Source organism: Xanthomonas sp. NCPPB 3005, from assembly GCF_041228095.2.
GTDB classification, from domain to species: domain Bacteria; phylum Pseudomonadota; class Gammaproteobacteria; order Xanthomonadales; family Xanthomonadaceae; genus Xanthomonas_A; species Xanthomonas_A bonasiae.
Genome location: NZ_CP166096.2, coordinates 2,207,615 through 2,227,064 on the forward strand (window position 1 = coordinate 2,207,615; position 19,450 = coordinate 2,227,064).

At 60.4% G+C, this 19,450-nt stretch carries 17 protein-coding genes and 2 tRNA genes; 18 read left to right on the top strand and 1 reads right to left on the bottom strand.

The genetic code is table 11. The annotated features are described in order from the left end of the window. The first annotated feature begins 41 nt into the window (after positions 1-41). Positions 42-118: transfer RNA gene (locus tag AB8810_RS09480), tRNA-Asn, on the top strand. 40 nt (positions 119-158) lie between these two features. Here the strand turns inward: AB8810_RS09480 and AB8810_RS09485 are convergent. Then, a complete protein-coding gene (locus tag AB8810_RS09485; RefSeq protein WP_206228753.1) occupies positions 159-695 on the bottom strand; it encodes a Tfp pilus assembly protein FimT/FimU in 537 nt (178 codons plus the stop codon). Between the two features lie 151 nt (positions 696-846). Here AB8810_RS09485 and uvrB point away from each other — a divergent pair, with 151 nt between their 5' ends. The 17 genes from uvrB (at position 847) to AB8810_RS09570 (ending at position 19,313) form a co-directional block, all read left to right on the top strand. Further along, positions 847-2,868, top strand: a complete 2,022-nt coding sequence (gene uvrB, locus AB8810_RS09490; protein WP_179565418.1) for an excinuclease ABC subunit UvrB — start codon at positions 847-849, stop codon at positions 2,866-2,868. A gap of 95 nt (positions 2,869-2,963) precedes the next feature. Beyond that, positions 2,964-3,038, top strand: a tRNA-Val gene (locus AB8810_RS09495). 167 nt (positions 3,039-3,205) lie between these two features. Further along, a complete protein-coding gene (locus tag AB8810_RS09500) occupies positions 3,206-3,463 on the top strand; it encodes a hypothetical protein (protein WP_179565416.1) in 258 nt (85 codons plus the stop codon). A 35-nt stretch (positions 3,464-3,498) separates the two neighbouring features. Next, a complete protein-coding gene (locus AB8810_RS09505) occupies positions 3,499-5,172 on the top strand; it encodes a type IV secretory system conjugative DNA transfer family protein (RefSeq protein ID WP_369916355.1) in 1,674 nt (557 codons plus the stop codon). A 423-nt stretch (positions 5,173-5,595) separates the two neighbouring features. Further along, positions 5,596-6,024 (top strand): hypothetical protein, encoded by a 429-nt coding sequence (locus AB8810_RS09510; RefSeq protein ID WP_179565412.1) that lies wholly within the window; start codon positions 5,596-5,598, stop codon positions 6,022-6,024. A 62-nt stretch (positions 6,025-6,086) separates the two neighbouring features. After that, a complete protein-coding gene (locus AB8810_RS09515; protein WP_191823963.1) occupies positions 6,087-7,103 on the top strand; it encodes a virB8 family protein in 1,017 nt (338 codons plus the stop codon). Continuing rightward, positions 7,100-7,861, top strand: a complete 762-nt coding sequence (locus tag AB8810_RS09520; protein ID WP_179565408.1) for a TrbG/VirB9 family P-type conjugative transfer protein — start codon at positions 7,100-7,102, stop codon at positions 7,859-7,861. The genes AB8810_RS09515 and AB8810_RS09520 overlap by 4 nt, the downstream gene beginning before the upstream one ends. Then, positions 7,858-9,057 carry a TrbI/VirB10 family protein gene (locus AB8810_RS09525; protein ID WP_369916356.1) on the top strand — a complete coding sequence of 400 codons (1,200 nt, stop codon included), beginning with the start codon at positions 7,858-7,860 and terminating at the stop codon, positions 9,055-9,057. Before AB8810_RS09520 ends, AB8810_RS09525 begins: the two co-directional genes overlap by 4 nt. Positions 9,058-9,075: 18 nt before the next feature. Then, positions 9,076-10,119, top strand: coding sequence for a P-type DNA transfer ATPase VirB11 (virB11, locus tag AB8810_RS09530; protein ID WP_179565404.1), 1,044 nt, complete (start codon positions 9,076-9,078; stop codon positions 10,117-10,119). 134 nt (positions 10,120-10,253) lie between these two features. After that, entirely contained in the window at positions 10,254-11,156 is a 903-nt protein-coding gene (locus AB8810_RS09535; RefSeq protein ID WP_369916357.1) for a lytic transglycosylase domain-containing protein, read from the top strand. A 75-nt stretch (positions 11,157-11,231) separates the two neighbouring features. After that, the gene (locus AB8810_RS09540; protein WP_179565684.1) at positions 11,232-11,633 is read left to right on the top strand and encodes a TrbC/VirB2 family protein; all 402 of its coding nucleotides are present in this window, start codon (positions 11,232-11,234) and stop codon (positions 11,631-11,633) included. Beyond that, positions 11,626-11,937: a type IV secretion system protein VirB3 gene (locus AB8810_RS09545; protein ID WP_179565400.1), complete on the top strand. Its 312-nt coding sequence runs from the start codon at positions 11,626-11,628 to the stop codon at positions 11,935-11,937. Before AB8810_RS09540 ends, AB8810_RS09545 begins: the two co-directional genes overlap by 8 nt. Positions 11,938-12,107: 170 nt before the next feature. Beyond that, positions 12,108-14,576 carry a VirB4 family type IV secretion/conjugal transfer ATPase gene (locus AB8810_RS09550; RefSeq protein ID WP_369916358.1) on the top strand — a complete coding sequence of 823 codons (2,469 nt, stop codon included), beginning with the start codon at positions 12,108-12,110 and terminating at the stop codon, positions 14,574-14,576. A 67-nt stretch (positions 14,577-14,643) separates the two neighbouring features. Then, on the top strand, positions 14,644-15,417 hold the full coding sequence (locus AB8810_RS09555) for a hypothetical protein (RefSeq protein ID WP_179565396.1): 774 nt from the start codon (positions 14,644-14,646) through the stop codon (positions 15,415-15,417). A 138-nt stretch (positions 15,418-15,555) separates the two neighbouring features. After that, the gene (locus AB8810_RS09560) at positions 15,556-16,695 is read left to right on the top strand and encodes a type IV secretion system protein (protein WP_369916653.1); all 1,140 of its coding nucleotides are present in this window, start codon (positions 15,556-15,558) and stop codon (positions 16,693-16,695) included. Positions 16,696-16,719: 24 nt separating this feature from the next. Continuing rightward, on the top strand, positions 16,720-17,229 hold the full coding sequence (locus AB8810_RS09565) for a DUF4189 domain-containing protein (protein WP_369916359.1): 510 nt from the start codon (positions 16,720-16,722) through the stop codon (positions 17,227-17,229). Positions 17,230-17,702: 473 nt separating this feature from the next. Beyond that, the gene (locus AB8810_RS09570; RefSeq protein WP_369916654.1) at positions 17,703-19,313 is read left to right on the top strand and encodes an alpha-glucosidase; all 1,611 of its coding nucleotides are present in this window, start codon (positions 17,703-17,705) and stop codon (positions 19,311-19,313) included. Positions 19,314-19,450: the final 137 nt, after the last annotated feature.

The window sequence follows — 19,450 nt, forward strand, 5'->3', positions numbered from 1 at the left end:
TCTTGCCATGCCCCCGAGGCCTCTATACAATGCGCCTCCCCGCCCGAATAGCTCAGCCGGTTAGAGCACTTGACTGTTAATCAGGGGGTCGTTGGTTCGAGTCCAACTTCGGGCGCCAAATCTGCAAAGGCCGCGAGCGATCGCGGCCTTCGCTTTTTTCAGCTTTTCGGTTGGCAGGCCTGACTTGCCGCCGACCTGGCCAAGCGGGTCCGGCCGGCGTTGTTCACGACCACCTCGGCCAGCAGGCGTCCCTTCCCGCAGATCCTGATGCTGAGGTTGCTGCCCGCGCTGCGGCCATCAGGAAGAAAGCGAACGGCGCCCCTGCCACTGTTTGAAATGACGGTCATGGAGGCTGCCGCCGGTGCGGTTTCCAGGCCCAGAACGCTGCCAGGGTCGGTCGGTTGCGACTGTCGGTCCAGGTCGCGGTAGACCATCCATCCGTGGCTCCAGTCATTGTCCTCGCGGCATTTCCCGCCGCCACTGGATGGGCATACGCTCACCGGCACGCCGTAGCTGATGGCGCTGCTGCGCGCCAGGGCGAGTTGGGAACTGAGCCGATAGCTGGTGACGGATAGGCGCTGGCGCATGACGAGGTCCTGGAAGGCCGGTATGCCGATCGCGGTCAGTACGCAGATCATCGCCATCACGACTGCCAACTGCAGCAATGTGTAGCCTTGAGCACTGGATTTCCTCATGGAAGCCATCCTTCGATGGGGGAGGGCTGTCAGTCTCGATCCCTTGACATGGGGGCTTGAATGAGAGGGTTCACCGTTCCCATGTAAGGAATCCTCCCGGCGATGCGTCAGCCGAGGCTCGCTCCACCCAAATCCACCTCGAGGCCCGTTCATGTCCGACCGTTTCCAACTCGTATCGCCGTACTCGCCCGCCGGCGACCAGCCGCAGGCGATCGAGAAGCTGGTGGCCGGCTTCGAGGCCGGACTGGCCAAGCAGACCCTGCTCGGGGTGACCGGTTCGGGCAAGACCTACACCATCGCCAACGTGGTCGAGGCGATCCAGAAGCCGACCCTGGTGATGGCGCCGAACAAGACCCTGGCGGCGCAGCTGTACGGCGAGTTCAAGGCGTTCTTCCCGAACAACGCGGTCGAGTACTTCGTCAGCTATTACGACTACTACCAGCCGGAGGCCTACGTGCCGTCGTCGGACACCTTCATCGAGAAGGACAGTTCGATCAACGAGCACATCGAGCAGATGCGCCTGGCCGCGACCAAGACGCTGCTGTCGCGCCGCGACGCGCTGGTGGTGGCCACGGTGTCGGCGATCTACGGCCTGGGCGCGCCGGAGGACTACCTGTCGCTGCGCCTGATCCTGTCGATCGGCGAGCACATCGAGCAGCGCCAGCTGATCAAGCACCTGACCGACCTGCAGTACACCCGCAACGAATACGAGCTGCACCGCGGCACGTTTCGCGTGCGCGGCGAAGTCATCGACGTGTTTCCTGCCGAGTCGGACAGCGAGGCGCTGCGCATCGAGCTGTTCGACGGCGACGTCGAGCAGCTGACCCTGTTCGATCCGCTGACCGGCGAGACCCTGCGCAAGCTGCAGCGTTACACGGTCTATCCGAAGACCCACTACGCCACCACCCGCGAGCGCACGCTCAGCGCCGTGGACACGATCAAGATCGAGCTGAAGGAGCGGCTGGAGCAGCTGTACGCGCAGAACAAGCTGGTCGAGGCGCAGCGGCTGGCGCAGCGCACCCAGTTCGACCTGGAGATGATGGCCGAGGTCGGCTACTGCAACGGCATCGAAAACTACTCGCGGCATCTCACCGGCAAGGCCGCGGGCGAGCCGCCGCCGACCCTGTTCGACTATCTGCCGGCCGACGCGCTGCTGGTCGTCGACGAATCGCATGTCACCGTTCCGCAGATCGGCGCGATGTACAAGGGCGACCGCTCGCGCAAGGAGACGCTCGTGGAATTCGGCTTCCGCCTGCCATCGGCGCTGGACAACCGGCCGCTGCGCTTCGAGGAATGGGAGGCGCGTTCGCCGCGCAGCATCTATGTCTCGGCCACGCCCGGTCCGTACGAACTGCGCGAGTCGGCCGGCGAGATCACCGAACTGGTGGTGCGACCGACCGGACTGATCGATCCGGAAGTGGAGATCCGTCCGGTCGGCACCCAGGTCGACGACCTGCTGTCGGAGATCGGGCTGCGCGTGGCGTTGGGCGATCGCGTGCTGGTCACCACGCTGACCAAGCGCATGGCCGAGAACCTCACTGAGTACCTGGGCGAACACGGGGTCAAGGTGCGCTACCTGCACTCGGACATCGACACGGTCGAGCGCGTGGAGATCATCCGCGACCTGCGCCTGGGCAAGTTCGACGTACTGGTCGGCATCAACCTGCTGCGCGAGGGCCTGGACATGCCCGAGGTGTCGCTGGTGGCGATCCTGGATGCGGACAAGGAAGGCTTCCTGCGTTCCACCGGTTCGCTGATCCAGACCATCGGCCGCGCCGCCCGCAACCTGCGCGGCAAGGCGATCCTGTACGCGGACCGGATGACCCGCTCGATGCAGGCGGCGATCGACGAGACCGGACGTCGCCGCGAGAAGCAGGTGGAGTACAACCTCGAGCACGGCATCACCCCGAAGTCGGTGGCGCGGCCGATCGTCGACATCCTGGAGGGCGCGCGCGCCGACGGCGCGGTCGAGGCCAAGTCCGGCAAGGGCAAGGGGCGCCGGGTGGCGGAGGAGCCGGCCGACTACCGGATGCTGGAACCGGCCGAGGTGGCGTCCCGGCTCAAGGCGCTGGAACAGAAGATGTACCAGCACGCCCGCGACCTGGAGTTCGAGGACGCGGCGCGGGTGCGCGACCAGATCAAGAAGCTGCGCGACGCCAGCCTGGTCAGCTAGCCGCACGGCAGCTGGCCTCGTCCTCGCGGCTATTGTTCTTGGCCGCAAGGTGGGCTAAGATTCGCGCCCTGCAGCGGTATGTCCGCAGCAGCGATGGGCGGTTAGCTCAGCGGTAGAGCACTACCTTGACATGGTAGGGGTCACAGGTTCGAACCCTGTACCGCCCACCACGACATGCAGGCGATGCACTCGTGGAACACAACAGGCCGGCACCCGCCGGCTTTTTTGTTGCCTATCGTCCAGCGCAGGGCAGGGCGATCGCGCGCTGGCGGCGGGTGGCCCTGGCGCCCGGCTTGCTTTAGCATCAGGCCGACGATCAGGCGAGGAGGCCGTACGCATGATGGAATATCATCATACGATTCAAGTCAAAGGACGTTACCAGCTGGTGGCGTTGACGCGCGAACCGGAATACAGCCCCGCCAACGTGGTCGGCTATACCGTCACCACCGCGGGTGGCGCGCGCCTGGACTCGCACGACATGTCCTGGGACGAGGCGCGGGTCTGGATGGATACCCTGGTCGAGCAGGACGGCGGCGGCGTCAGCGTCGAAAAAAAGCCGTCGAAGAGCAAGCCGAGCACCCGGCGCCGAAGCTAGAATAGCCGCCAAGGTGCATCAGGGAGGATAGGGGCTTGTCGAATCGTAAGATCGTTGCGGCTGTGGTCGTCGTCGCACTCACTGCCGTTGTCGGCTATTTCCTGTCCGGCTACCTGGTGCTGCTGCTGCTCAAGCTGGATACGCGCCTGTTCGGACTGGGCACTTATTACGAATACGTGCATGCCATAGGCTTGCCGCAGGTCGCGCCCTTCGTCGGCAAGATCAAGTGGGCCGGCTACCTGGGCTTCGGCTTGCCCGGGTCGCTGTGCCTGCTGACGCTGGTACTGATGTTCAAGCCGCGCAAGCAGGCCTTGCACGGCGACGCCCGTTTCGCCGGTGCCGCCGACCTGGCCAAGCACGGCCTGTTCAAGCAGAGCGGCAACGGCATCGTGGTCGGCAAGTTCCGCGGCAAGCTGGTGCGCCTGAGCGGTCAGCAGTTCGTCATCCTGGCCGCGCCCACCCGTTCCGGCAAGGGCGTCGGCGTGGTGATCCCGAACCTGCTCGAATACCAGGAATCGGTGGTGGTCCTGGACATCAAGCAGGAAAACTTCGACCTCACCAGCGGTTGGCGCGCCAGCCAGGGGCAGGAGGTGTTCCTGTTCAACCCGTTCGCCGAGGACCGACGCACGCATCGCTGGAATCCGCTCAGCTACGTGTCCGACGACCCCGCGTTCCGCGTCTCGGACCTGATGAGCATCGCCGCGATGCTGTATCCGGATGGATCGGACGACCAGAAATTCTGGGTCAGCCAGGCGCGCAACGCGTTCATGGCGTTCGCGCTGTACCTGTTCGAGAACTGGGACGACGAACGCAACATCGGCTTCCCCGGCGGTCTGGGCACCCCGACGCTGGGGGCGATCTACCGCCTGTCCTCGGGCGATGGCAGCGACCTGAAGAAATACCTCAAATCGCTGTCGGAACGGCGCTTCCTCAGCAGCAACGCCAAGTCGGCGTTCTCCAACATGCTGTCGCAGGCCGAGGAGACCTTCGCATCGATCCTGGGCACATTGAAGGAGCCGCTCAATGCCTGGATCAACCCGGTGCTCGACGCGGCCACCAGCGACAACGACTTCCTGCTGACCGACCTGCGCAAGAAGAAGATGACCATCTACATCGGCATCCAGCCCAACAAGCTGGCCGAGAGCCGCCTGATCATCAACCTGTTCTTCAGCCAGATCATCAACCTCAACACCAAGGAACTGCCCAAGAGCAATCCGGCGTTGAAGTACCAATGCCTGCTGCTGATGGACGAGTTCACCGCGATCGGCAAGGTCGACATCATCGCCTCGGCGGTGTCATACATGGCCGGCTACAATGTTCGGCTTCTGCCGATCATCCAAAGCATGGCGCAGCTGGACGCAACCTATGGCAAGGACGTGTCGCGGACCATCATCACGAACCATGCACTGCAGATCCTCTACGCTCCGCGCGAGCAGCAGGACGCCAACGACTACTCGGAGATGCTCGGCTACACCACCTTCCGCAAACAGAATGTGACGCGCGGCAAGGACGTGACCCGCAGCGTGTCGGAAGAGAGGCGGGCGCTGATGCTGCCGCAGGAACTGAAGGCGATGGGGAACGATCACGAGGTGTTCCTGTACGAGGGCATCCCGCATCCGGTGAAGTGCGACAAGATCAAGTACTACAAGGACAGGCACTTCACCGCAAGGCTGAAGCCGAAGGTCAATGTGCCGACACTTTCCTTGTGACATAGGGTGACGTGGTTCGCAAAATTATTGGCAATCTGGCTGGATTGAACGCTTTTTTGCCAAAAGCTTGACGTGAGCATGGCCCTGCGGCACATTCTCGCGATGCTGGTGCGGGGCAATTGGCAATAGGAACAGGGGCGTGGGTTCCCAGGACGCACGCGAGGGTGACATGGAAAGTTTTCTGACAAATTCCGTTTTTCTCGGCGCTGAAAGCCTGTCCTCGGACGTCCTTCGTCTGCAGGAGCGCGTGCGTGCGCCGGATCTACGCGATCCCCGACTCTGTCATCAGGCTCTTGCGCCGACTGTGCATCGCGCCGTGCCGTCCCTGTGGCGAAACCTGCAGTTCTCAGACCGTCGGCCGTTTGCCGGCCGTCCATCAAAAAACGTTTCCGCAATTTAGAGGCTCGCGTGAAAAGAACGCATATGTTTCGGATGATCGCCACTCTGAGCGCCGTTGCGCTGCTGAGCGCCTGTGCCACCAGGCCGGCGCCTGATTTCCGCGGCAGGTGGAAGCCGGTCAACCGGTTCTCCGAGTCGACGATGGAGATCCCGCTGTACTCCTCGTACGTGTATCAGGCGGTGCCGATGGACGGCACCCTGAAGACGATGCTCGAGCGCTGGGCCAAGGACTCGAACATGCAGTTGAGCTACAGCATCCAGTCCGACTACACGCTCTATGCGCCGGTGGCCAAGATCAACACCACGAGCATCCAGCAGGCGGTCGCCGAACTCAGCGTGGTCTATGCGCAGGAAGGCGTCACCGTCTCCGCTGCGGGCAACCGCATTCTCGTGCAGCCATCTTCTTCGCTGAGCGGGACTGCGGCGCCGGCCGGCGATGGCAACGCGAAGTGACTTTACTTTCGGAGGCCGTCCATGTGCCTCCGCAGCCACATTACGTAACCTGGTGAAGTCTGATGTTCGGTAAAAAACCAGTTGAGAGCGAAAGCGTCAACAAGGCGGTTGCAAAGGCTGTCAACTACGAGATCAGCATCGCTGATCTGGCGCGGCGCAGCGAGCGCCGCGCGTGGTGGGTCGCGTTCGGCGCGATCGTCATGTGCCTGCTGTTGGGCGGCGGCTATTACTACATGCTGCCGTTGAAGGAGAAGACTCCCTACCTGGTGATGGCCGATGCCTACACCGGCACTGCAACGGTCGCCGTTCTGCAGAACACCGGCGATGTGCGCAACATCACTGCAAGCGAGGCGCTGGCCAGAAGCAATGTGTCGCGCTTCATCACTGCTCGCGAATCCTACGATTTCGAGATGATGGGGCTCAACGACTGGAACACCGTCTTTGCGATGTCGGAGAAAGATGGCGCAGTTGCCAACGAGTATCGGGCGCTGCATGCGCCGAACAATCCATCTGCGCCTTATTTCATCTATGGCAAGGTCAGGTCCATCCGCGTCAACATCCTGAGCATCACCTTGCTGGGTGGTGCCGGCAAGCCCTATACCGGCGCCAATGTCCGCTTCCAGCGCAGCATATACGACAAGAAGTCGGGACAGACCACGCTGCTGGACAATCGGTTCGCGATCATGGGCTTTCGCTACAACGGCAATCTGGCCATGTCCGATAACCTGCGAGTAGAGAATCCGCTGGGTTTTCAGGTGACTGATTACCGCGTCGACACGGACTATGCCTCGATTCCTGCACCGCCGCCGGCAGCGTTGCAGGCACCGGCAGTGCAGGCGGCACCCGTCGACCAGGCCATGCCGGCAGGCCAGCAACAGGTCATGCCGGGTCAGGTGCCGGGCCAGCCGATGGCGCAACCTGGTGCGCCGGGTGTCAATGGAACGGTCCCCGCTCAGCAGCAGGCTCCGGTAATGAACGCTGCCGGCGTGCCTGTGTATCCGGGTGCACAGCCCGCCCAAGCAGCGCCCGTGCCCAACGCTGCACCTCAGAACAATGGCAATGGAGCGAACGTTAGATGAGTTTCATGACTAAAAACGGCTCGGCGCGTCTGGCGTTGGCGGCCCTGGCTTTGGTTGCGCCGCTCGCGTCCGCTCAAGTTGTCCAGCAATACGAGTACGAAGCGGACAAGATCTACCAGGTGCGTACCGGACTCGGCATCACCACGCAGGTCGAGCTGAGCCCGAACGAAAAGATCCTCGATTACAGCACTGGTTTCACCAGTGGTTGGGAGTTGAGCCGTCGCGAGAACGTCTTCTATCTGAAGCCGAAGAACGTCGACGTCGACACCAATATGATGATCCGCACCGCGACCCATTCCTACATTCTGGAATTGAAGGTCGTGGCGACCGATTGGCAGCGGCTTGAGCAAGCCAAGCAGGCCGGCGTCCAGTACAAAGTGACCTTCGTCTATCCCAAGGACACCAGCTTCGCGGCTGCCAGCGAAGAGGTGAAGGACGAGTCGCAGATCGATACCAGGCTGTCCAAGGACAGGCACTACTACTTCGATTACGACTACTCGACGCGCTCGAAGCAGACCTGGATCGTGCCCAACAGTGTGTATGACGACGGCAAGTTCACCTATATCAAGATGGATCTCACCAGGTTCCCCACCGGCAATTTCCCGGCCGTGTTTGCGCGCGAAAAGGAAAATGACGAGGACTTCTTGGTCAACACGACGGTCGAGGGCAATACGCTGATCGTCCACGGGACCTATCCTTTCCTGGTTGTTCGCCACGGCAAGAACGTTGTCGGCTTGCGTAGGAATAAGCAAAAGTGAACTCAAACATGCCTCCGTCTGACGAAAATAACGGCCACAACGAGGGCCAGCTTCCTCGTTCTCCGCAAGGCGGAGATGTGGGCAAGGAAAATCCCTACTTCGCCCGGCAACAGCAAACAGCGGATCCCGACCTCGATGCCAACGAACCGGTTCTGAGGTCCAGCGACCTGCAGAAGCTCAACCGGAAGGCGTTGCTGTTCCTGGGCGGCATCGCGTTGCTGCTGATCGTGGCCATTTTCTGGCTGGTTGGCGGAAGCGACTCGAAAGAGCCGCCGCCGAAGCCGCGCCAGGAGGCCGTGGTGGCGCCTGCGCTTCCGCAGACGGCGCCATTGCCGACGCAACCCGCCGAGCCTGTGCCGTTGGCGCAGGAGCAGAGCCTGCCGCCACTGCCGCCAATGCCCACCGACAGCGATATCCGTAACGCGCCTGCTGCGCAGCAGGAACGCGGTCCCTCGCTGCTCGAGCGGCGCATGGCGGGGATGCAGGATCCGGCTCAGGTGGGCGGCGGGCAGCAAGGGTTTGGCGGGATCCTGCCTCCCGGCGCGCAGCAGCCCGGCGCCGGCCAGGGACAGGACCAGGAAACCTCGGCGAAGCCGATCGCCAATCCTGACGGCCTGCTGGTGCGTGGCACCTATATCCGCTGCGTGCTCGAGACACGCATCATCAGCGATTTTGCGGGCTTCACCTCCTGCATCATCACCGAGCCGGTGTACTCCATCAACGGCAGGCGTTTGCTGTTGCCGAAGGGCTCCAAGCTGTTGGGTAAATACGATTCGGTCGAACCGACCGGGCCGCGCATGGAGGTCATCTGGGATCGGATCACCACGCCCACCGGTATCGATGTGTCGCTGATGGGGCCTGGTATCGACAACCTCGGCAGCTCAGGCCATCCGGGCCAGTACAACGCGCATTGGGCCAGCCGTATCTCTTCCGCCCTGATGATCAGCATGCTCAGCGATGCGTTCAAATGGGCGGCAGCCGAGCACGGTCCGCAGACCACGACGGTCGGTCTCAACTCCGGCCTGGTGACCGAGCAGCCGTTCGAGAGCAACACGGCGCGCGCGGTGCAGCGCATGGCCGACCAGGCGCTGGAGCGCTCGGGACGCCGTCCTGCGACGGTGACGATCAACCAAGGCACCGTGGTCAGCGTCTATGTCGCCAAAGACGTGGATTTCACTGCCGTGCTCGCCCGCTGATAGCGAAGAGACAATCACGTGACGCTCGACGATTCACCAACCGCGCAGATATCTTCGGATTTCCTGGATTACCAGTACTCAGTGCTGGGCATCCTGGATTATCTGAATTCGCCGGAAGTGACGGAAATCTGCATCAACCGTCCCGGTGAGCTGTATCTGGAAACGCTGCGCGGTTGGCAGAAACTGGATATTCCGTCGCTGACCTTCGATCGTGCGCGCCAGTTCTGCACCGCGGTAGTCAACGAGAGCAACACGGGGCAGCGCATTACCGATACCGATCCGGTCGTGTCGCTTACGTTTCCGACCGGGCAGCGTGCGCAGTTCGTTATTCCGCCTGCGTGCGACGCGGGCAAGGTGTCGATCACGATCCGGTTGCCGTCCAAGCACACCAAGACCCTGGAGCAGTATCAGGAAGACGGCTTTTTCAAGGAGATCCTCGAGCAGGAAGCGGGTATCGGCGAGCAGGATCACGAACTGCTGGAACTGCGCAGGCAGCGCAATTATTCGGAGTTCTTCAAGAAGGCTGTGCTGTTCAAGAAGAACGTCGTCGTCGCCGGCGCCACCGGTAGCGGCAAGACCACGTTCATGAAGTCGCTGGTGAATCATATTCCCAACGAAGAGCGCCTAGTCACGATCGAAGACGCGCGCGAGTTGTTCATCAGTCAGCCCAATACCGTGCATTTGCTCTACTCGAAAGGTGGACAAAGTGCGAGTAATGTGACGGCGAAAAGCTGCATGGAAGCTTGTCTGCGTATGAAGCCCGATCGCATCATCCTGGCGGAGTTGCGCGGCGACGAATCGTTCTACTTCATCAGAAATTGCGCATCCGGCCATCCGGGGTCGATCACCAGCTGTCACGCAGGCAGCATCGGCCAGACCTGGGACCAGCTCGCGTTGATGGTCAAGGCGTCGGCAGAGGGCTCGGGGCTGGAGTTCTCGGTCATCAAGCGCCTGCTGATGATGACGATCGATATCGTGGTGCATATTAAGTCGCATGCGGGTCGTCGCTATATCACGGGTATCGATTTCGATCCGGAGCGCACCCTTCATGGAAGCAAGTGAATTTGTTCACGAAAGTGATTGCTGAATCCTTGTCGGATTGACTTTGATTTTCTCTTCAGACACTATTAATTTGCGTGATCTGCGGCTGTATGGTTCTCAGGCCAATAGTCGACGGATATAGGAGGAATGACGGCATGTTGCCAGGCATGGAACTACTGAGCTGTCCCGAAATGGCAGTTCCGGCTGAAGTGATGCAGCACGTCGTGCGCGTCGAGTCGTCGCACAATCCGTTCGCGATCGGTGTCGTCGGGGGCCGCCTGGTGCGCCAGCCGCAGAATCTCTCCGAGGCCGTCGCCACGGCACGGATGCTCGAAGACAAGGGTTACAATTTTTCTCTCGGCCTGGGCCAGGTCAACCGCTACAACCTGCTCAAGTACGGGCTCGATTCGTACGAGAAGGCGTTCAAGACCTGCCCCAACCTGCAGGCGGCCTCACGGATTCTGGCCGAGTGCTATGGCCGCTCCGGCGGCAACTGGGGCAAGTCCTTCAGTTGCTATTACTCGGGCAATTTCGAGACCGGCTACAAGCACGGCTATGTGCAGAAGGTCTACGCATCCATCAATCAGGGTAGGGCGCTCGCCGTCGCGTCCGCCGATGCCATCCCCGTCGTGCCGAACGGCGTTCATCGCCCGGCTCAGGCCGCCAAGGCCTCCGTCGTCCGCGAAATCGATTCGGTCGTCTCGCGTCGCATCGCAGGCGCCAACCAGCTAGCCAACGGTCTGGCTGCCCAGGTCCAGCCTTCTCCAGCCGCGGCTGCAGCGCCTGCCCAGGTGCATCCAGCAGCGCAGCTTTCCAATGCAGCACCGAATGCCGCCGCAGTGCGAATGGGTCAAGCGGCCGGCACCGATGCGGAACTATATGTAATACGCCCGACAAGCGCCGGCAAAGGAGTGGCGGTGCCTGCTGGTGGCGGAGCCGATCCAGCTTCGCAAGCATCTGTGGCCAGGGGTTCGGCCCTTGGTGGTTCCGCAGAGCCGGCCGTCCCGAGCTTGAATTCGCCACCGCTGGCCCCCGGCGATGGCGCCTTTGTCTTCTAGCGTAGGGAAGCAGCACCGCCATGGGAATGGCGTTTCCATCACCACCCCTCTGTTCCAATCAGGAGATACACCATGATGTCCAAGAAGAGCGAAATGACCACGGGCGCCAAGATGGCCGGCATGGCCGCGCTGAAGGCCGCCATTTTCGTAGGTTCGTTGCTGGTCGCCGGTGCGGCGATGGCGACGGGCGCGACCGATTACGCCGGTACCGACGGCAAGGTCTGTGGCTTCCTCACCAAGACCAACAATCTGCTCAACATGGGCTCGATCGCGGTCGTGACCATTGCCGTCATCGTCGCCGGCTACCAGATCGCGTTCGCACACAAGCGCATCTCGGATGTTTCGTCGATCCTGATCGGTGGCGTATTGATCGGAGCCGCGGGACAGCTGGCCAAGATGCTGATCGGCGACACCGGTTCCACCTGCTCGGCCACGACCATGAATCTCGTCCAGCAGGCGCTGCAGCACTATGCATAAAAACGTACTTTTCCGTGGCTGCACGCGCCCCGCCATGTTCATGGGGGTGCCCTACATCCCCTTTTTCATCGGCGCAGGTGGCGGCTTGCTGGCGGGAATGTACTTCGATCTTTGGTATCTGTTGTCGATCCCGGTGATTATCTTTGGGTTGCAGCAGATGACTAAGCGTGACGAGATGATATTCAGGATGCTTGGACTGCGTTGGTTGTTCAGGATGCGCGTGCGCAACCTGCAGCGCTACTCCGGCGCCTGGGTGTTTTCCCCTAACGAATATCGGAGAAACGTGCCTGGCGCCAAGCCGTAAGTTCGGCATTGTGTCGGTGCCTGAACCCCATGCACGAACGAGTCGTTTCGTGCGTGGGGTTGTTCGGTTTTACCGTGTTGCATAAATTTTGTAGTAGGTACGCGTTCGACTACTCCCGGTTCGTCCGAATCGGGCCTTGGCAAGACGAAATGGATTCAGAGTAATTCCCTATGTTCATCCCAGACAGTTCGATCAGCGAGTTCATTCCCATCTCTACGCATGTAGCGCCATCGGTGCTCAAGACGACGGGTGGGGACTACATGTTGACCTGGCATTTGGGCGGGCTGCCTTTCGTCGGCCGTGAAGAGTGGGAAATCGAGCACCGCCACAACACCTTCAACCGCATGCTTCAGACCTTGCGCGCTCCCGACTTCGCCAACGTGGCCTTTTGGGTGCACGACGTGCGGCGTCGCCGCCGCATCAAGTCCCGCGGCAAGTTTCAGCAGACGTTCAATCAAGAATTGTCCGATCAGTATTACAGCGCGCTCTCATCGCAGAAGATCATGCAGAACGAGCTGTATCTGACCATGCTGTATCGCCCGGTCGTCACCGGGAAGCGCTTGATGGAAAAGTCGGCCAACCTGGCGCAGCTGCAGTCGGAGCAGGATCAGTCCATTGCCAAGATCGTGGAGCTGGCCGGCAACGTCGAGGCCGTGCTCAAGGACTACTCGCCGTATCGGCTGAGCATGTACGAGGCCAGCAACGGCGTCGTCTTTTCCGAAGCGCTGGAATTCTTCGGCTATCTGATCAACCGGATCGACGAGCCGGTGCCGGTCCTGCAGGCGCCGGTGCCTGCATACCTGCCGGTGAGCAAGCATATGTTTGCGAACAAGACCGGCGACTTCGTCATCAAGACACCCGAAGGCACCAATCATTTCGGCGCCATCCTGAATATCAAGGAATACACCGACGGTACGTATCCGGGCATTCTGAACGGGCTGAAGTACCTCGATTTCGAATACGTGGTAACGCATTCCTTCAGCCCGATGGGGCGTCACGATGCGCTGAAGGTGCTGGATCGGACCAAGGGCATGATGATCTCGTCCGGCGACAAGGCGGTCAGCCAGATCCATGAGCTGGACCTGGCGATGGATCAGCTGTCGTCGGGCAATTTCGTGCTCGGCGAGTACCACTTCACCATTGCGGTCTACGCCGACACCCAGGAAAAGCTTTCGCAACAGATCGCGACCACGCGCGCCGAACTGTCCAATGCCGGCTTCGTCTCTTCGAAGGAAGACCTGGCCATCGCCTCGTCGTTCTATTCGCAGCTTCCCGGCAACTGGCGCTATCGCACCCGTCTGGCAAACGTGAGTTCGCTGAACTTCCTGGGCCTGTCGCCGTTGCACAACTTCGCGCAGGGCAAGCGCGACAACAATCCGTGGGGCGAATGCGTCACCACCCTGCAGACCACCAACGGCCAGCCGTACTACTTCAATTTCCATGCGACGCACCCTGCGGAGAATTCGCTGGGCGAAAAGGCGATCGCCAATACGATGGTCATCGGCAAGTCCGGTACCGGTAAGACGGCATTGATCAACTTCCTGCTCAGTCAGGTGCAGAAGTTCGATCCGATCCCGACGATCTTCTTCTTCGACAAGGATCGCGGCGCCGAGATCTTCGTTCGCGCCTGCGGCGGCAATTATCTCGCGCTGGAGAATGGTCGCCCCACCGGCTTCAATCCGTTCCAGTGCGAGCGCAGCGAAGCCAACGTGCAGTTCCTGGCGGACCTGATCAAGGTGCTTGCCGGCAAGGCCGAGTACAGCTCGCGCGACGACGAGGACATCTTCCGTGCCGTCGAGGGCATGCTGGATACGCCGATGCAGCTGCGCAGCATGACCAATTTCCGCAAAAGCCTGCCCAACATGGGCGACGACGGCCTCTATGCGCGCATGCGCAAATGGACCTCGGGCAACTCGCTGGGTTGGGTATTCGACAATCCGGTCGATACCATCAATCTGGAAAAGGCCAGCATCATCGGCTTCGACTACACCGACGTCATCGATAACCCGGAAGTGCGCGTACCGGTCATCAACTACCTGTTGCACCGGCTCGAGGCTTTGATCGATGGGCGTCCGTTGATCTACGTGATGGACGAGTTCTGGAAGATCCTGGACGGCAAGGGCGGCCTCAAGGAATTCGCCAAGAACAAGCAGAAGACCATCCGTAAGCAGAACGGCCTGGGCATCTTCGCCACGCAGAGTCCGGAAGATGCATTGGCCAGCGACATTTCCGCGGCGCTGGTCGAGCAGACCGCCACGATGATCCTGCTGCCCAATCCGAACGCGAGCAAGGAAGACTACATGGAGGGCCTCAAACTGACCGAGGCCGAGTACCAGGTGGTCGTCAATCTGGACGAGCGCTCGCGCTGTTTCCTGGTCAAGCAGGGCCACGGCTCGTCCGTCTGCCAGCTCAACCTGAGGGGCATGGACGACGCGCTGTCGGTCATTTCGGCATCCACCGACAACATCGAAATCATGCACCAGGTGCTCGAGCAGAAAGCGGCCGAGCACGGGGTGGCGCAGAATGACTTGCGGCCCGAGCAATGGCTAAGCGAGTTCTATGCCAAGCGGAAGGGGTCGGGCAAGTCTGCGAATAGGCCCTCGGCATCCGACAGCAAGGGCGCCGCGGCGCTCGCCTGATCGATGCATTCCCCGAAAAATCGTTTCGTTCTACATGACTGGCTGTGAGGTCTATATGGACAACAATATGAAATCCTTCGCTCGATTCCGTCTGCTGACGATTGCTTGCGTTCTGTGTGCTTCGGCGCCGTCGACCGCGTTCGCGCAGTGGTGGGTGCAAGACGACAAGCAGATCGAGGAGAACAAGACCAACACGGATACACTCGACAAGAAGCTCGACAAGATCCGCGAAGACAACCAGATCGGCGCCAAGCCCTCTGGGGATAAGCCCAGCGGCGAGGAGGTTGAGGCGTTGAAAGATGGCGACACGAAGCCGAAAAAGGTCGAGGAGGACTACGGCATCGCCAACTGTGCAGGAGCCCAGGGCACACCAGTCTCAGACGAGCAAAAGACCAACTGCGAGCTGATGCAGAAGACTAGGAACGCTCAGTACAACTACATGGTTGCCATGTACGAGATCACGACCAAGCGGCTGCAGCGCCTCCGCGATCTGGAGAAAGAGCGCAACAACATCGCAGAGAACGAGATCGGCAAGCTGGAGGACAACACCAACAAGCTGATCGCGCTTAAGACCTTGATGGATATCGATCGTCAGCAGATGGAATCTGCGATGTTCGCGTACGAGATCCGGCTCAAGTATCTGCAGAAAGAGCAGGCCGACCAGACCGATGCCGCGATGAAGGGCAAGAAGAAGAGCCCCAATGGTTGGTTCGAGGACTTGCCTGGTCCGATCGCCGATCTGGCCAAGGCATCTGTGGCCGGTATGGTGATGAAGGGAGCGCTCGAAGGTGTCAAGAGCAGCAAGCCGTCCGGGATGCAAACGCTGAGCTTCGAAAAGTGAAGCGAAACCGCTTGAAATATGTCGCTCGCTCATTGTGCATGGATGTGCCGCCCAAGCCCATCTCCGAATTGAACAAAGGTTCGGGTGCTACCTCGCCCGCATGGAAGATCCAACATGTTTAACACGACCACTGGTTTTATGGATGCCGCACTTGGTGGGGCGCTCAGCTCCTTTCTTGGCAACATGGCCAACTATGCGTTCTTTTCGCTGATCAACGATTATTTGCGCGACGAGATCGACATCTTCCAATGGGCGCTTCTGCAGCGCACCACGATGTGGATGGGTGCCATCGCATTGACCGTGCTGACCTTGTGGATCCTGTTGCAGGGGTATCGGATTGTCACAGGCCAGGCGCGCGATTCGGCGATGGCGATGGTGGTGACAGCGCTGCGCGCCACGTTGATCATCGCCTTGGCAACCAGCATGGCAACTGGCTCCTCCAAGCTGTACTGGACTCTGACCGATGGACTGAGCAAGGAGATCACCCAGGTAGTCACCGGTGATGACGACAGTCCTTACGACAAGATCGACCAGAACCTTCTGCTCATGCAGACGGCATTGGCGAGTATCGATGCGTTGCAAGCGGCCGGCAACAAGGAGCAGGAGGACGACAAGACCCGGGCGCGCTGGTTCATGGGTCTGGGCATCGCCGGACCGGGCGTGGTCGCCGGCTCGATGCTGCTGCTGAACAAGATCGCGATGGCGCTGTTCATTGGTTTTGGGCCGCTGTTCATCATGTGTCTGCTATTCAATGCCACGAAGCAGCTCTTCAGCAAATGGCTGTATTACGGAATCGGTACGGTTTTTTCGTTGTCGGTATTGAGCGTGATGGTCGCGATCACCACCAAAGTGGTGGGGGCGGTGGCTTTGGCATTCGTTACCAAATGGGCTGCAAATGGGTGGAGTCTTTCCGGCGAGGGCATCAGCAGCATGTCGCTGCAGCAAGGAGGGTTGGGCTTGGTGATGACGACACTGGTTGTGACCGCGCCCCCGATGGCGGCTGCGTTCTTCCAAGGCGTGCTGGGCCAGTTCAGTCCGTACTCGGCGATGGGTGCTGGTGGTGGTGCGGTGCCGGCTGGGCCGGGAGGGGCTTATGTACCTCGCCAAACGCAAGGTGCCTCGGATCTGGGGCAGGCGCAAGTTCAAAATAATGGCGTGGGTACTAATCCAGTCAATACTTATGGGAGCCGAGTAGCGGGCTCCGATGGCCCGGATCTCAATTATAATAATAGAAACATGGGGTTGGCTGGAAAGAAACCAGGTGGTGATGTTGGGTAATGGCGTTTTTCTGAGGTGATTTATATGAAAAATTTTCTTGCGGTTTTTTTATTTGCCTCAGGTTATTTTGCCGGAAGTGCACTAGCACAAACTGCCTGCCCGGTTGGTACGGCAGCAGGCAGTGCAACATGTGGGCCTTCGGTTAGCTATGTGGATCCACCGCCCCCTCAGCCTGCTGGAGAATGGGACAGTAGATTCGGTGCTGTTGCTGCCGATATGTCTACTTCGGGAAATACAGGAGTGGCAGCCAACAAGACGTCGAAAGAAGACGCCATCAATGATGCTTTGGAAAAATGCCGGTCTTTGGGTAGCGCGAACTGCGGCATTGTGATGTCGTATTCTAATCAGTGTGTCGCCATACTTGCGCCTTCGGTGAATGGGGTGGAGCGTGGTGGCGCTCCTGTGACTCGACCAGGAAAAAATGTAAAAGTCGCAACTGCAATAGCTGAAAAGGATTGTAAGAAAGCCAATAAATCTTCAGAATGTTCCGTGATTTATTCGGCTTGTAGTATGCCTGTGTTTCGTCGCTATTAGGTGATGTCAATTGGTTTGGTCAATTAAATTGGCTAACTGCGGTGACTGTGGAAATTGCATAATAGAGAGCGATGGATAAATGCAGGGTCGAGACGGGGGTAAGCAATACAGGTTTGCCGTTTCAGAGTGTTCAAATCCTGTTTTTAGAAGCTATTGATTTTTGGTGCTATGCCTGATTGAGGCTGCGGTAGAGATCAGCCGCTGAACCAGAAGCTATGATTTTTGATCCGCTCGCCCAATCCGTAACGACTGCTAGCGGCTGCGTTGAATTTTTTGCATCGGCGCCGATATCCTAGGCGCTAGCATGTTGTCCTTGCCGCCGATTGTGCCGAAGGACGATGGCCTTACGCACCAGCCATCGATACGCTGAATACGTATGCAAGCACCTCTGCAATTCGCACATCGACGTTACCCTAACGCAGCTTTCTGCGTGCCCACTGCGCACGCGATCTCTGCCCGAAGGGGGGCGTTGCATGACTCAGGCTCCATGGTGGCGCGGTGCCGTCATCTATCAGATCTATCCGCGTAGCTTTCTCGATGCGAACGGCGATGGTATCGGCGATCTGCCCGGCATCGTGCAGAAGCTGGACTACATCGCAGCGCTTGGCGTGGACGCGATCTGGATCTCGCCGTTCTTCAAGTCGCCGATGGCCGATTTCGGCTACGACATCGCCGACTATCGCGAGGTCGATCCGCTGTTCGGCACGATGGCCGACTTCGATCGCTTGCTGGCCAAGGCCCATGCGCTGGGCTTGAAGGTGATGATCGATCAGGTGCTCAGCCACACGTCGGTGGAGCATGCGTGGTTCAAGGAAAGCCGCCAGAACCGCGACAATCCCAAGGCCGACTGGTACGTCTGGGCAGACGCGCGCGAGGATGGCACGCCGCCGAACAACTGGATGTCGATCTTCGGCGGCGTCGCCTGGCAGTGGGAGCCGCGTCGTGGCCAGTACTACCTGCACAACTTCCTGTCGTCGCAGCCGGACCTCAACTTCCACAATCCCGAGGTGCAGCAGGCCACGTTGGACAATGTCGAGTTCTGGCTCGCGCGCGGGGTGGATGGGTTCCGGCTGGATGCGATCAATTTCTGCTTCCACGATCCGTTGCTGCGGGACAATCCGCCAAAGCCCCCGGAAATGCGCGTGGGGCGGGGCTTCAGTCCCGACAATCCGTATGCGTTCCAGTACCACTACTACAACAACACGCAGGCGGAGAACCTGCCGTTCCTGCAGAAGCTGCGCGGTCTGCTCGATCGCTATCCCGGGACGGTGAGCCTGGGCGAGATCTCGTCCGAGGACTCGCTCGCCACCACCGCCGAATATACGCGGGCCGGGCATCTGCACATGGGCTACAGCTTCGAGCTGTTGACCGACGATTTCAGCGCATGCTACATCCGCGAGACGGTGTCGAGTCTCGAAGTGGCGATGACCGAAGGTTGGCCGTGTTGGGCGATTTCCAACCACGATGTGCAGCGTGCAGTGACGCGCTGGGGGCAGGGCGCGCAGACGCCTGCGTTCGCGCGGCTGCTGATCGCGTTGCTGTGCTCGTTGCGCGGTTCGGTGTGCGTCTATCAGGGCGAGGAGTTGGGCCTGGGCGAGGCCGAGGTCCCGTTCGAGGCGCTGCAGGACCCGTATGGCATCGCATTTTGGCCGAGCTTCAAGGGGCGCGATGGATGCCGTACGCCGATGCCGTGGGACGACAGCGCACAAGCCGGCTTCAGCACCGGGAAGCCATGGCTACCGGTGGCGCCAGCGCATCGCGCGCAGTCGGTGGCGGCGCAACTGGCCGATCCGCATTCGGTGTTGATCGCGTTCCAGCAGTTCCAGGCCTGGCGCAAACGGCATGCAGCTTTGCGCGAAGGCGATATCGCGTTCGTCGAGACCGCCGAGCCGGTGTTGATGTTCCAGCGCCGGCATGCGCGGCAGACGCTGCTGTTGGCGTTCAATCTGTCGGCGCAAGCCACCGAAGTGGCGCTGCCCGCGGGGCAATGGCGACAGCTGGCAGTGCCTGGCATCGACCCAGGCAAGGTCGAGGGTGGCCTGCAGCTGCCCGGTTACGCGATGGTGTGTCTGGAAGGCGCGTAGCCACCGCGTAGTCCGCTGGTTCGGCTGCCTGCGTGACAGGCAGCCGAAAGCGGCATGGATGCCAACGTCGGGCTATGGGGAGTGTAGATTTCCTCCCTGGCACAGAACGTTCGCCTGTCTCCTGGATGTCACCGCGC